Here is a 13772-nt window from a genome sequence, read left to right as displayed (position 1 = left end):
TATGGGGTGGCGGGCCGCCGGAATCAGGTGGGCACGTCAATCTTGATCGGCCCTTCGCGGCGGCCATGGGTGAACTGGTCCACCACCGGGTTGCCGCTGTCAAACAGGGTGGACGGCGTGCCCTGCCAGATCAGCCTGCCCTCATACAGCATGCCGACCCTGTCACCGATCCGCTGGGCGGAGGCCATGTCATGCGTGATGGCGATGGCGGTGGAGCCCAGCCTGCGCACGCAATCGGCGATCAGCCCGTCGATCACGGCCCCCATGATCGGGTCGAGACCCGTGGTCGGTTCATCAAAGAACAGGATTTCAGGCTGGGCCGCGATGGCGCGCGCCAGCCCCACGCGCTTCTGCATGCCCCCCGACAGTTCGGAAGGCGAAAGCGTGCCCACCGCCGGGTCCATGCCCACCTGTTCCAGCAGGCCGCCCGCGCGCACGCGGGCCTGCGCGCGGGTAATGCGCGGCCCACGGCCGATCCGGGCGGCGGCCATCAGGCCGAAGGTCACGTTTTCCCATACGCTCAGGCTGTCGAACAGCGCGCCGTTCTGGAACAGCATGCCGATGCGCGCCATATAGGGCTCGCGCTGCCGGGGTGACAGCGTGGTCACGTCCACGCCGTCTATTTCGATGGAGCCGGCATCGGGCGTGATCAGCCCCAGTATGCAGCGCAGCAGCACCGACTTGCCCGTGCCCGACCCGCCGATGACCACGAACGACGTGCCGCCCATGACATCAAGGTCCACCCCATCAAGCACAACCTTGGGGCCAAATGCCTTTTTCAGGCCGCGAATGCGGATCTTGGGGGTCGCTTCGGTCATTGGGAAAAGAACACATCCGTCAGGAGGTAATCGAATGTCAGCAGCAGGATGGAGGCGGCGACCACCGCCGCCGTCGTCGCGGCCCCCACGCCTTCGGCCCCGCCACGGCTGTGATAGCCATGGTAGCAGCCCATGAGCGCGATCAGGAACCCGAAGATCGCGGCCTTCACCAGCCCCACGGTCACATCCATGACCTTGAGCGATGCAATGGTGGCCGCGATATAGGCGGAAGCCGAGAAATCCAGCTTCATCACGCACACGGTAAACCCGCCCAGCACCCCCAGTATGTCGGCCACCAGCACCAGGAACGGCAGCGCCAGCGTGCCCGCCACGAGCCGGGGCGTGACCAGGTACTTGATGGGGTTGGTGGACAGCGTGCTCAGCGCGTCGATCTGGTCGGTGACGCGCATGGTCCCGATCTCGGCCGACATTGCGGCCCCGACACGGCCCGCGACCATGAGTCCGGCCAGAACCGGGCCAAGTTCGCGCGTGACCGCAAGGATGACGATACCGGCAATGGCGTTCTGCGCATGGTACTGCGCGAATCCGGTATAGGATTGCAGCGCGATCACCCCACCGGAAAACAGGGCGGTCAGGGCCACGACCGGCAGGGAGAAGAACCCGATCTCCACCAGCGTGGTCCACAGCGTGCGCCAGTAAAAGGGCGGACGGACCATGTGCGACAGGGCGACGGCGGCAAACAGCGCAACCCGTCCGGCGGTGCGGACGATATCCAGAACGGTCCTGCCCAGTCCGGCAACAAAATCCAGAACGCCGTTCACAACGCCTCCCGCGCATGAGGGTGATAACCGCACCGGGCGACAGGTTCGGCCAACATAGTCCTGCCGTAGCGCGCGGCGTCTCCCACGTCAAAGCGAAAGCGCATGCGGGCCGTGGGCGTCCGCCCTGCCCGCAAGGGGAATTTCTCTCCTTATGCCGCCGCAGGGGTCAGAAGCGGGCGGTCAGGCTGACATTGAACGACCGCCCCATGCCCGGCAGGGCGCGCAGCACCCCCGTGGCGGCGGAATCCGCCAGCGACCAGCCGCCAAGCGGCAGTTCGTATTTCTGGTTCAGAACATTGTCTATGCTGGCGTCCAGCGTCATGTAGCGCCATGTGTACTGCCCCCCCAGCCCCAGCAGGGCATAGCCGGGCGTGCGCGGTTCGCTGCGCACCCAGTCCACCGTGTCCTTGGCCTTTACAAAGGTCATTTCCACCCGGCCGGTCCAGTTTTTCCACTGTTCGTGCAGCGCCACGTTTCCGTTGGTGGGCATCTGGTGGTACAGCCCCGCGCCATTGGTCAGGTCCTGCCCGCGCACCCAGTTGATGTTGGTCACGATCTCACCGCGCCCGAAGCGTGCACTGCGCCACAGGCGGTAATTGCCCGATGCGTTGATGCCGTAGCTCTGGGCGTTATGGTTGACGAAGCCCAGCGTGTAGAACCCGTTGGCGGCGGGGGCCAGGCGCTGCGCGTTCACGTAATGATGGGTATAGGTGTAATAGGGCTGGATTTTCAGGTCCCAGCGGTCGCCATCGGGGTCGTGCCAGTCGGCGGTGATGGAGGCGGTATTGGCCACTTCCGGCTTGAGGTCGGGGTTGCCGACATAGCCGTTCCCGTCGCCAAACCAGTTGATCATGCTGCTGACCATGGCGGACTGGCCCCATGCGTAGCGTTCGTACAGGTTGGGTGAGCGGGTCTTGCGGGCGTACCCGCCCTCGATCGACAGGTCGCGGCGCGGCTTCCAGCGCACAAGGGCCGTGACATCGAAGTTCACATCCGTCCGCCCCCGGTCCAGCGCATTGAACGCATTGGCGGCATTGATGTTCGCGTTGTTCATCATGGACGGCGTGGTGGAATAGGGGGCGACGGGGCCGGTATCCATCATGACCAGATCGTTGCGAAAGCCCAGCAGCGTCGAGACGCGCGGCGTCCATGCCGCTTCCCATTCCACGAAATGACCCAGCCGGTCACGGTGGCCGTCATTGATGCTGTGATAGGTGTCCGGCCCCATCATCATGCTCCCGCTTACGGGGGGCCACCAGTCGTTCAGGCCGGAATGGTCGAACGAACTGCCCAGCCGCAGGGTATGCCGCTCGGCCAGCGCGATGGTGGCCTTTACGCTGTAGCCCGCCATGCGGGCATTGGTGTTCATGGGCATGTGGGTGGTTTTCTGGCGGTCGGGCAGGAAGTCCATGGCGTGGTCCTCGCGCTGCCAGTAACCACGCGCTTCCAGTTCGCCCCAGTCGAACGTGCCGACATACTTGCCGTTCACGAATGTGGAGCGGTTGTTGGTCATGTCCATGTACTGGTTGGCGAATCCCTCACGCGGGGTGTCCTGCTGGCCAAAGGTCAGGGAGAACAGGTGGTTGTCCCTGTGCACGCCAAAGGTCACATCGTGGTTGTAGGTCAGGTAGCTGGTGGAGCGCACGATCCCGGCGTCACCCCCGCCGTTATAGTCTCCCGCCTGGCTGTAGGCGGCGTTGTAGCGCAGGCTGAAGGTGTCGTTCGCCACCGTCAGGCTGCCTGAGGCGCCGTAGCCGCCGCCGTTGCTGCGATAGGTGCCGGTGACGTGGCCGGTGACGAGTATCCTGCCATGTCTGGCGAATTGCGGGTCGCGGCGTTCCACGTCGATGGTGCCGCCGGTGCTGTCACCGCCCATGCTGACGGGTGTGATCCCGGCAATGGCGGTCGCGGTCTCCACGCTGTCCGTGTCGATGAAGGACAGCGCCGGATTCATGTGGTTGGGGCAACCCGAGGCGATACGCACCCCATCGACCACGGTGGCCACGCGGTCATCCGCCATGCCGTTGAGGGCCGGGAGTGCCGCAAGCCCCCCCGCCGAATAGGCGCTGACGCCGGGCTGGTCGCGAAACAGGCTGACGGCATCGGGGCTGCTGAGGCGCGCGGCCGTGGTTTGCGCCTGCGAGGGCGAACTGGCGGAAAGCGGGCGTTCGCCCATCGGCGTGTCTTCCGCCGAGTCGTCAATGGACAGGCCGGGCAGGGTTACGGTGGTTTCGGCATGGGCCACGTCATGGCACAGGCCGGTGGCCAGCATGCCGCCACCAGCAGCCACGGCAAGCAGCGTGGCTGTTCTTTTTTTCGATGTCACTTTTCATGTCCTGAACAGGAAACCGGGATGCGCATGCCCGTGCAGGCATGCGGCGGATCAGGGGTTCAGGAAATAGAAGGTGGCCCGTGCGAAGGCGGCAGCCCCAGCGGTGCGGGCGGCGGCGCGCGCGGCTGGCGTGGTTCATGCCTGTCGCGCGCCCCGACGACGGACGGGCTGGGGATGAAGGGAAGGGTTGCAAGGACCAGCGCGGGCAGGTGCAGAAGCGGGCAGAGCGGGCACCCTTCGGCATGGTCGTGGCCGGTATGGCCCCCGGTCTCATGCCGGTGCTCCGGCATGCGGTCCATCATGGTATGATGATGGAACGCGGGATGTTCCGGCGCGGTCGCTTCGGTCGCGGGCGGGGCAATGTCGATGCCCGTCAGCCGTATGATGGTCGCGCGCGGCAACTCACCGGGCAGGCTGCGGCTTTCGATCAGGAGTTGCCCCCACAGCCCCAGGCACGCGCACAGCACCATGATCCAGCGGATCACGGGTCTGTCGTGCAGAAAGGGGTGGCGGGCGTGGCCCATGATTGAACTGGTTCTTTCTGGCTGTAAGATCGGGATGGTAACCGGAGTGTGTTATCGGATGTGCGTTATTTTTTGTCAAATCCGGATGGAGGCCCCACAGCCATAATGGGTGGAACCGTGCAGCAGCAGGACGGGACGACGCACAGAACGCCCGTATTGCGCCCCGTCATGATGGAAGGCCGGGGCTGGCGTGGCATGGCCATCGGGTGGGCCATCCTGCTTGCCCTGCTGGTGCATGGCGTGGTCGTGGCGTGGCTGCTGCCGGGCCATACGCGGGTGCATGAGCCCGAAGAGGGAAAAAACGCCATTCAGGTCTTTTTTGACCGGCCGGAGGTTGCATCTCCCCCCATGGCGGCTACGCCACAGCCACAGCCACAGCCACAGCCACAGCCACAGCCACAGCCACAGCCACAGCCACAGCCACAGCCACAGCCCGTAGCCCGGCCTGCCGTTTCGCGCACGCCGCCGGTCAATACACGCCGCGCGGCGCAGGAACCGCCAGCAGCAGCCCGTCCGTCCGCCCCGACATCCCCACCACCTGTTCAGGGCGGCGCAAATGCGAGGGCGGGCATGAAGAGCGGGCAGGCGGGACCGGACCATCCGGCCGCCGCGGCCCGACCGGAAGCCACGGCCCCATCCGGCCCGTCATCGACAACCCTGCACTGCACGCCGCCCGCGTGGCGTTACCCGGCAATGGCCCGGCATATGCATGAGGAAGGAACCGCCATGGTTGAGCTGACTCTAGGGGCGACCGGGCAGGTCACGCAGGCCGTTCTCAAAACCGGCACGGGTTATGATGACCTCGACAGCACCGCCCTCGCGGCCGCGCGCAAGGTGCAATGCACCATGGAGAGCGGTACAGTGGAGGGCAGGCATGTGGTGCTGCCGGTCATGTTCCATCTGCATCAGGCCCAGGGCCACTGATCCGGTAATGCCGCCTTTTTGAAAAAAGGCGGCACGCAAGCCTGCCGTGTTCTATAGTTCCTGCTGGCGGGCAAGGGAAAGCAGGATATGGCCCAGTTCCGTCTTGCCCATCCGCAGGGCGTGTTCCTCAAGCTGTCGGGCGGTAATATAGCCCATCCGAAAGGCAATTTCAGACGGGCTGCCCACCAGCATACCCTGTCGGGTCTGGATGGTGTGGACGAACTGGCTGGCTTCCAGAAGGCTGGAAGGCATGCCGGCATCCAGCCATGCGCACCCCCGGCACAGTTGCTGTACTCTCAGGCTGCCATCTTCCAGATAGGCGCGGTTCAGATCCGTGATTTCCAGTTCCCCCCGCGCCGAGGGCCGTAAAGTACGCACAAAGTCCAGAACGCGGCTGTCATAGAAATACAGGCCGACAACCGCCCAGCTTGAGGTGGGAGAGGCAGGTTTCTCTATGATTTCCGTGGCCTTGCCGTTCGCATCGAAGGTGACGACACCATAACGCTCCGGGTCGCGCACCTGATAGGCGAATACGGTGGCGCCCTGATCCTGCGTTGCGGCCTGCTGGAGCATGGTGCTCAGGCGGTCCGCGAAAATCAGGTTGTCACCCAGCGCCAGCGCGCATGGGCTCCCGGCCAGCCAGTCCTCAGCGATGAGGAACGCCTGCGGAATACCGTTTGGCGCGGCCTGCACACGGTATTCGATCCGTAATCCAAACTGCCCGCCATCACCCAGAAGGCGCTGGAACTGGGGAAGATCCTGCGGCGTACTGATGATCATGATATCCCGGATCCCCGCCAGCATCAGCGTGGACAAAGGGTAATAGACCATCGGCTTGTCATAGATCGGCAGCAACTGTTTGCTGGTTGCAAGCGTGAGGGGATAGAGGCGGGTTCCCGTTCCCCCGGCCAGAAGGATACCCTTCATGAATTCACTGTTCCTTCGGCAATGACGGCACAATTCTTCTGGCCCAGCCTGTGGCCAGCATAGCGGCGCGCACGAATGGCCTCCCACCAGTGGCGATTGTCCAGATACCACATGATCGTACGGCGGATACCGTCTTCAAAACTGTGCGTCGCGGTCCAGCCCAGACGTTCCTGGGTATATGACGGGTCGATTTCATAACGGAAGTCATGCCCGGGACGGTCAGCAACAAAGCGGATCAGGCGTTCGCGGGGGCCTGCGGGGTCGGGGCGCAGTTCATCAAGCACCCTACAGATGGTCCGGACCACTTCCAGATTACTGCGCGGCTGGCGCGCGCCCAGAATATAGGTTTCACCGGGGCGCCCCTGTTCCATGGCCTGAACCAGCCCCCTGGCATGATCCTGCACGAACAGCCAGTCCCGTATATTCGCACCCGTGCCGTATAACGGGAGTTCCTGGCCTTCAATGGCGTTGATGACTGTCAGGGGGATCAGCTTTTCGGGAAACTGCCATGGACCATAATTGTTGGTCGTATTGGTAACGAAGGTGGGAAGCCCGAAGGTATGATGCCACGCCCGCACCAGATGATCCGACGCGGCCTTGCTGGCCGAATAGGGGCTGCGCGGGTCGTAGGGCGTGGTTTCGGTAAAGGGCGGATCGGTGGGGCCCAGGGCGCCGAATACCTCATCGGTGGAGATATGATGGAAGCGAAAGGCGTCACGTTCCGCCCTGCCAAGCGTCTGCCAGTATTTGCGTGCCGCCTCCAGAAGGGAGTAGGTGCCGGTGATATTGGTGCGTATGAATACATCCGGCCCGTCTATGGAGCGATCCACATGGGTTTCGGCCGCGAGATGCATGACGGCGTTGGGCTGGAAATCAGCAAACAGGCGCTCCAGACCGGCCGTATCCGTAATATCCGTGCGCGAAAATATGTAACGACCGTCCCCCCGGACGCCCTGGACCGTTTCGGGTGATGCCGCATAGGTCAGACAGTCAACATTGAGCACGCTATGGCGGGTCGTGCCGATGAGATGCCGGATTACCGCGGAACCGATGAAACCACACCCGCCGGTCAGGAGAATACGCATTGCCGATCTGCCTATGCGTCTGTCACGCGTGAGCTGTATGACTTGGGGACTGTTCTTTTTTGATGTCTTCAATACATTTGCGGAAATGGGCAATCTTTTCTTCGGTGGTCGAGAGGATACTGTTCATGCCATCCAGTGGGAAATCAGGCGAAATATTTTTACATATTTCGCTATCTTCCTGAAATACCTGAGAGTTTAATTTTTCTACGCCCGCAAGAAAAGGCTTAATGATAGCCTCGTTTTCCCCTGTTGATGTGAGTCTGGAATGGAACATGCGGGTCGTAAAATGCGTATGCCGTCCGTTACGGGACGGAAAAAAATTCTGCAGGGAATAAGTATAGCCAAATGTGCTTGATAAAAAAGAGAATGGAAATATAAAAATCGCTATATATGACTTTTCGTTATGCTGAACGTCAAAGAAACGGGAAATTCTGTTCAATCCACGCTTTATGCGCTCGTTTCCTATGGGCGCATTTAAAACCGAATTACGCTCATAATACGCGTTATGGCCAGGTTTTAGCTGGAGGGAGCCGAGCGTATCGGAATGTACAAAAGGCACATGGTCCGGTTCCAGTGCGTTTTCCACGGCAACACGCCACTGGCATTCATAGGGATAGCCAATACGTGCATGTCGTCTGGAAATATCGTGCGACATGCCTGTCAGAATATCCGCCAGTCCACCCAGTTGCGTAGCCAGATCCGTTCGTGGGGCAATGGCGACAAACAGAAAATCCCCGCACCACGCCGTATGGAAGCTATTGAGACGTACGCGCTTCAGATCGCATGGCTTGTAGGAATCCGGTTTGGGAATGCGGAGTTTGCCTCCCCTGTATCCCCAGCCATGATATGTGCATGAAAGGGGTGCGTTGCCCTCATGCTCTGGCAGGAACCGATTGCCGCGATGGGGACATATATTGTCGAATGCAATAATGGTGCCCATGTCGTTATATAAAATAAGATCGCCCAGTATCCATTCAAGCCGCAGAAAGTCCCGGTCATTTGGCAGTTCGGACCGGTGTGCGACGCAATGCCAGAATGTACGGGCCAGATAACCATCAATTTCAGGAGGCATGAACATCACAACCTGCGGGCTGGAGGAGCATACATGGTCACGTCATTCTGGGTGGAACGCACTACTATGGAACCTGCCCCCACGGTGCAGCGCTCTCCCACATGTACATGAGGCAGCAGGCGGGCGCCGGAACCGATAAAGGAGGCCGTGCCAACCTTGCTGTTTCCTGTAAGATCCACGTAACCGGACAGTGTGGCATAGGGACCCAGCTCCGCGTCATGGCCAACACTGCTATAGCCATTGACTGTCGCAAATTGCCGTACAGTTGCATTGGCTGAAATATCAGCAAAAACCCCGATGACAGCTCCCGTCTCGATGCAGGCAGAGGCAGAAACCCATGCGGTGGGGTGAATGAGCGATGCAAACTGCTGTGTGCCCAGTATGCCTGTAATTTTCTGTTTGCCTGCGGGCGACCCGACTGCCATGACCAGACGGTGGGCGGGGTTGGGCCTGTAATCAACAATGCGGCCTAGCTGCGGGAGCGTATGCCCATAGGCCTGCATAGGGGCGGAGCCATCATCCAGATACCCGATAAAACGGCTGCCCGAGGCGGTCAGTGATGGGGTAAACCAGTCGTACAGTTCCCGCGCAAAACCGCCCCCGCCAACAAGAATATACTCCGTCATGTCCGTTATCCCGCTGTGTAGCCGCCATCCACGGCCCAGACGGCTCCAGTAACCCATGCCGCTGCGGGAGAAAGCAGGAACAGGGCGGCTGAGGCTACATCCTCCGGCTTGCCAAAACCCAGTGCATGTGCGCGTTCATAATCGGATATCGAATGTTCGGAAAGACCGTTTAACAGCCGGTGATGCATTTCGGTCTCTACACCGCCAGCCGCAATGGCATTGACCCGGATGGAACGCAGCTCCCACGCAAGGGAGCGGGTCAGCCCCTCGATGCCGGCTTTGGCGGCGGAATAGGTACTTAGCCCCTGCTGGCCGCGATGCGCCGCCGCAGAGGACATGAAAACGATGGAACTGCCAGCGTGAAATACATCGCGCTTGCCTGCTGCGGCCGCAATGCCGATCGCGCCAAAAAGGGCCGCATTGAAAACAGCGTCGATCTGTTTCTGTTTTACAAGCCGGGCCGGGCGGCTGAGTTCGAGACCGGCGGAGTGGAATACGCCATCAAGCCCGTTGGCATTCCTGGCGGCTTTTACAACAAGGTCCGTTGTGCCTTCGGCCGTTTCCAGCGCTGCGACAATCATGGTGTGCCCGGAGCCGGGCAGGGCCGCAAGCGTGTCGGCCAGCCGTTCCCCGTTGCGTCCGGTTGCAATAACCCGCCCACCGCATTGGGCAATCAGGTGTGCGGTTGCCCGCCCCAGTCCGGAGGACGCACCGGTAACCAGAATGGTGCGTCCCTCAAGCGCCGAGGACGTAAAAATCATATTTCTATTACCGACGCGCATTGCAACTGGACATCTTTGAATATGGCAGCCCCCCAGGACAGACCTACACCAAATCCGGCCATGAGCACGGTCATGGGTTGTGCTGTTATCCGTTTGGCCATGTCCGTGCAGATCAGCAACGGAATGGAAGCGGAACTGGTATTGCCGAACTTATCAATATTGATCGGAAGCTGCTCTGCGGAAAGACCAAGCTTTTTGCCAATATGCTGAAGGATGAAGCGGTTGGCCTGATGGAGGGCAAACAGATCAGTATTGTCTTTCGTGAGATCGGCCTGCACCAGTATGGCCTTGATCAGTTTGGGTACGGTGCTGATCGTAAAGCCGAAAACGGCACTACCGTCCATATGCAGCGTATCAGCCTTGGGATCCTGTTTATCAGAAGGGCGGAAGCCACCACCGGGGACAGTCAGGAAGTTGGCGCCGCTGCCATCTGTCCCAAGGTCAAAATATGCTGGCGCGGCGTCGGGGTCATGTTCAAAGGCCGTGGCGGACCCGGCATCGCCAAACAGCATGGCCGTGCTTCGGTCGTCCGGGTTGATCATGCGGCTGCTGGTATCTCCCGCCAGCAGCAGGACACGGCGCACGCCAGCAGCCATAAGGGCCGCAACCAGCCACGTCCCATAAACGTAGCCCGAGCATCCCAGCCCCACGTCGAATGCCTGACAGTTCTTGGACAGGCCAAGCCGCCCGTGCAGAATGCAGGCTGTCGCAGGCATACGCTGGTCTGGGGTCTGGGAGACGAAAATCAACGCATCCACGCTTTCACGTGGCCATTGCAGGTCTTCCAGAAGGCGCTCGGCTGCGGCAAGGCACAGGTCGCCCGCCGTCTGGTCGGGTGCTGCCACGTAGCGGGTGGATACACCGGTTAGTGCTGTAACATCCTTAATGGTTTTTTCATCAAAACGTCCCGCGAAATAGTCATTCTCCACACGGTTTGCAGGGAGGGCGCAGACAATACCTCGGGGCGCCACACCTTTGACGGAACATTTCGACATGACGGAAAGCCTTTATTCTGCCCTTAGCGAGGGGACAAGTTTTTGAATGTCGGCTACGGATGTGCATTTCGCCAGTTCCGAGCCGGATACAATATGACCGGAGACTTCATCAATCAGGGCAACACAGGAAATGATCGCCATTGAATCCCACTCATGCCCGGCAAGACTGAATTCTGGCGTGATCTGTTCAACGGGAACTTCCAGAATTTCGGCAAGGCCTTCGTATAGGTTTTGCATAATATTTAATCTCGGGGTGCGTTGTTATTTGTAAAAAGATGGAATTATATTATTGAATAATTCTTGATATTGTCAACCGTTCCTTTTTCCTGCCCAGGTTCGATACAAGGACAAAGGCACATTGGACGCGCTGGTTCAACTGTACAGCAGTGCTGGCGGAAATACAGACGCAAACTGGGCGGATATCTGGATCTCATGCGCTATATCAAGCAAAGATTGCATGAATCTCGAGCAGTCAAAGTTCCTGGCAATGTAATCAACACCGATCTGCGTTTCTTCTGTATAATCTTTCTGGGTATAATACAGGGAATGCAACTGGTCCTTCAGGGCTGGATCCGTGCTGTCAAAGCCGTAAAAAGTTGGGATATGCGACAGATTCTCCCTGGAAAACCTGTTCTGGTCGGACACGACTACACAACGTGAATCCAGCCCCTGTCCGACACGTTCATGAATGTTGGAGGCAAAATTGGGCGTTGTATTCAGCAGGAACTGCGTGCCAGCGTAAACGCTGGAAAGAAGGGTTGCGTCAAAAGCAGGATGGAACCGTGCCTTTGTGGCCAGAGAGGCCAGATGGTCCCAGCCACGCCCGTAAATGTCCACCGGCAGGTCCAGCAGCGCCCTGACCACGGTATTCATGCGATATTCACGCACATACAGGTCAAGTTCATACATCAGGCTATAAAAAATATCGAGCCTGTGCTCGGATGAAAGATGGTGGCTGGCGCAGGCGCTGACATAGGTGTCCGTAATATCGCCTGTTGGCTGCTTTATGGCGGTGCTGCTGGCGTCTTCCAGTATGGCGCGCCAGCGGGGGGGCAGGTGCCGCCAGTTTTCGCGGCGCAGTTCCGGGTTGCCGCCAGTCTTGACAAACACCATGCGCTGCGGCCGGTCGCGCCACGCGATGGCGTCCCGCTTCAGGTTGGGGATAATGCCAAGATGCTCGATAAGTGTGGAAAGCTGGGGAGAGCGTACAAAGCGGTTCTGCACGTTCAGCCACTCGGGAAATACATAAGCATTGGCGACATAACGTGAGCGGATGAAGTGGTTCCGCACGCACCAGCACGGTGAGTCCGCCATAACGGAAACAAACGGGACTTTCAGCGTATCCCATAGAATTTCGTTATTGATTTCCAGAGAGGCCCCAATGCCGGCCTGGGACCACCCCAAGGCAATACCCTCGTTTATCAGGCCGTTAAGCTGATCACTCCAGTTCGGACCCCGCAGGTTGACCACATGCCCCCTGAACTTGGAAGGGTCGAGAAAGGACATGAAATCATGACTGAACTGGCGGAGAATATTGTTTTCGTTTTCACCTACAAATGCGACGATATTGCGGGGAGAAGACATGCTTGAAAGATCCGTGTAGAAAATAGTGTCAGGTCAGGCAAAAACAGATTTCAGGAAATCATGTATTTCCCAGCTTCAGTGCTTTGTTAAGAAGGTCGCATACATAGGTAATCTGCTCGGCGCTTAAATCCTGCCAGAACGGCAACCCGACAGAGCACCGACCATAGTCTTCGGTAACAGGCAGGGGATCACGGGTACAGTGCGCATATGCCGGCTGGGTATGACAGCCTGTTCCCCACCATGAAACCGTCTGCACACCATGCGCGGCGAGGTATCCGGTTACGGGTCCGGCATCCGTGGGGCAGATGGCGGTCAATGTGGCCGACACCCAGTTATTGCCGAAATCCGGCGGAAGTATCACGCTGGAGGGTAGGGCCCTGCGGTAGAGTTCCGTGACATTGCGCCACCGGGCGCGCATCGGTTCCCAGTAATCCAGCCCCGCCAGTCCAACTGCGGCCGTGTATTCGGAAATTTTGGCGTTCATGGCCGGGTATTGGGCTGATCGGCTGCCCGCAAATCCAAAACGGGCCAGTGTACGCACATGTTCGGCCAGGGCAGGGTCATGTGTCAGCACCGCACCGCCTTCGCCAAGGCCAAAAACCTTGGTGGCATGCAAGCTGACCACAATTGTGCTGCGTCGGGGGCGCATGGGTCCATGGTCGCGCAGGGTGTCGAAGGCGGCCGCGGCATCAATAATGACCGGGCGGCCCGTGCGTTCGGCTATGCCGTCCCACAGGTCAAGGTCAAGGGGCGCGCCAAACGGAGCGACGATGAAAATGGCCCCTACATCATCGGCTTTGGCCAGATGTTCAATCCGGGCTGGATCAGGGCACCATGTGGCAGGGCAGACATCGACAAAATGCGGCCGCAGGTTCGCGCCCACGACAGCGGCCGCACTGGCTGTAAATGTCCATGATGGCATAAGGCAACGTGTACCGGCCGGAATGCCATGCGCCCGAAGGGCAAGGCTCAGCCCGGTGGTTGCGTTGGTTACAAGTGCGACCCGCTCATATCCCACCCCCCAGAACTGGCCCAGCCGGTCCTGCAGGGCATCGCACAGGGGCCCCTGATTGGTGTACCAACGGTTCTGGTCGATCTGGCGCAGGTACGGTGTTATGCAATCCGTCGTGGGCAACCGGGGCAGTGCCACAGGAATATCAATATGATCGGGGCGGTGTGGGGCAAGACTGCGAATGGTCGTACTGGACGCCTGGAATGCCGAACTGTCATCCTTGAGGTCAATGGGCTGAGTGGCCAAGAGTAATTCTCTTTCGTGAATATTGTGCCAAAAAGAGACGTCTGCTGGTCCCACTGCCAAGTA

At 59.8% G+C, this 13772-nt stretch carries 14 protein-coding genes; 1 reads left to right on the top strand and 13 read right to left on the bottom strand.

The window, feature by feature from the left end; all coding sequences use genetic code 11:
• Nucleotides 1–23 precede the first annotated feature (23 nt).
• From LDL28_RS09020 to LDL28_RS09005, 4 genes are all read right to left on the bottom strand, one after another.
• Nucleotides 24–818 carry an ABC transporter ATP-binding protein gene (locus LDL28_RS09020; RefSeq protein WP_233058245.1) on the bottom strand — a complete coding sequence of 265 codons (795 nt, stop codon included), beginning with the start codon at nucleotides 816–818 and terminating at the stop codon, nucleotides 24–26.
• The gene (locus LDL28_RS09015; RefSeq protein ID WP_233058244.1) at nucleotides 815–1600 is read right to left on the bottom strand and encodes an ABC transporter permease; all 786 of its coding nucleotides are present in this window, start codon (nucleotides 1598–1600) and stop codon (nucleotides 815–817) included. The genes LDL28_RS09020 and LDL28_RS09015 overlap by 4 nt, the downstream gene beginning before the upstream one ends.
• Before the next feature lie 166 nt (nucleotides 1601–1766).
• Nucleotides 1767–3872 carry a TonB-dependent receptor gene (locus LDL28_RS09010; protein ID WP_233059246.1) on the bottom strand — a complete coding sequence of 702 codons (2106 nt, stop codon included), beginning with the start codon at nucleotides 3870–3872 and terminating at the stop codon, nucleotides 1767–1769.
• 119 nt (nucleotides 3873–3991) lie between these two features.
• Nucleotides 3992–4456 (bottom strand): DUF2946 family protein, encoded by a 465-nt coding sequence (locus LDL28_RS09005; RefSeq protein WP_233058243.1) that lies wholly within the window; start codon nucleotides 4454–4456, stop codon nucleotides 3992–3994.
• A 105-nt stretch (nucleotides 4457–4561) separates the two neighbouring features.
• Between LDL28_RS09005 and LDL28_RS09000 the strand changes: the two genes are divergently transcribed.
• A complete protein-coding gene (locus LDL28_RS09000) occupies nucleotides 4562–5380 on the top strand; it encodes an energy transducer TonB (RefSeq protein ID WP_233058242.1) in 819 nt (272 codons plus the stop codon).
• Nucleotides 5381–5431: 51 nt separating this feature from the next.
• Here the strand turns inward: LDL28_RS09000 and rfbA are convergent, their stop codons facing one another.
• The 9 genes from rfbA to LDL28_RS08955 all read right to left on the bottom strand — a co-directional run bounded on the left by rfbA (nucleotide 5432) and on the right by LDL28_RS08955 (nucleotide 13709).
• Nucleotides 5432–6307 carry a glucose-1-phosphate thymidylyltransferase RfbA gene (gene rfbA / locus LDL28_RS08995; RefSeq protein ID WP_233058241.1) on the bottom strand — a complete coding sequence of 292 codons (876 nt, stop codon included), beginning with the start codon at nucleotides 6305–6307 and terminating at the stop codon, nucleotides 5432–5434.
• Nucleotides 6304–7392, bottom strand: a complete 1089-nt coding sequence (rfbB, locus tag LDL28_RS08990; protein WP_233058240.1) for a dTDP-glucose 4,6-dehydratase — start codon at nucleotides 7390–7392, stop codon at nucleotides 6304–6306. Before rfbB ends, rfbA begins: the two co-directional genes overlap by 4 nt.
• Nucleotides 7393–7414: 22 nt before the next feature.
• A complete protein-coding gene (locus LDL28_RS08985; protein WP_233058239.1) occupies nucleotides 7415–8464 on the bottom strand; it encodes an aromatic ring-hydroxylating dioxygenase subunit alpha in 1050 nt (349 codons plus the stop codon).
• Nucleotides 8465–8469: 5 nt separating this feature from the next.
• Entirely contained in the window at nucleotides 8470–9090 is a 621-nt protein-coding gene (locus LDL28_RS08980) for a hypothetical protein (protein WP_233058238.1), read from the bottom strand.
• A 5-nt stretch (nucleotides 9091–9095) separates the two neighbouring features.
• On the bottom strand, nucleotides 9096–9851 hold the full coding sequence (locus LDL28_RS08975) for an SDR family NAD(P)-dependent oxidoreductase (protein WP_233058237.1): 756 nt from the start codon (nucleotides 9849–9851) through the stop codon (nucleotides 9096–9098).
• Nucleotides 9848–10867, bottom strand: coding sequence for a 3-oxoacyl-ACP synthase III family protein (locus tag LDL28_RS08970; RefSeq protein ID WP_233058236.1), 1020 nt, complete (start codon nucleotides 10865–10867; stop codon nucleotides 9848–9850). Before LDL28_RS08970 ends, LDL28_RS08975 begins: the two co-directional genes overlap by 4 nt.
• Nucleotides 10868–10879: 12 nt before the next feature.
• Nucleotides 10880–11104: an acyl carrier protein gene (locus LDL28_RS08965; RefSeq protein WP_233058235.1), complete on the bottom strand. Its 225-nt coding sequence runs from the start codon at nucleotides 11102–11104 to the stop codon at nucleotides 10880–10882.
• Between the two features lie 135 nt (nucleotides 11105–11239).
• Nucleotides 11240–12451, bottom strand: a complete 1212-nt coding sequence (locus LDL28_RS08960) for a hypothetical protein (RefSeq protein ID WP_233058234.1) — start codon at nucleotides 12449–12451, stop codon at nucleotides 11240–11242.
• Between the two features lie 58 nt (nucleotides 12452–12509).
• Nucleotides 12510–13709: a DegT/DnrJ/EryC1/StrS aminotransferase family protein gene (locus LDL28_RS08955; protein WP_233058233.1), complete on the bottom strand. Its 1200-nt coding sequence runs from the start codon at nucleotides 13707–13709 to the stop codon at nucleotides 12510–12512.
• Nucleotides 13710–13772: the final 63 nt, after the last annotated feature.

This window comes from Komagataeibacter sp. FNDCR2 (assembly GCF_021295395.1).
GTDB lineage: Bacteria > Pseudomonadota > Alphaproteobacteria > Acetobacterales > Acetobacteraceae > Komagataeibacter.
Note: the sequence above shows the minus strand (reverse complement) of the source record. Positions and strands in the feature narration are given on the sequence as shown.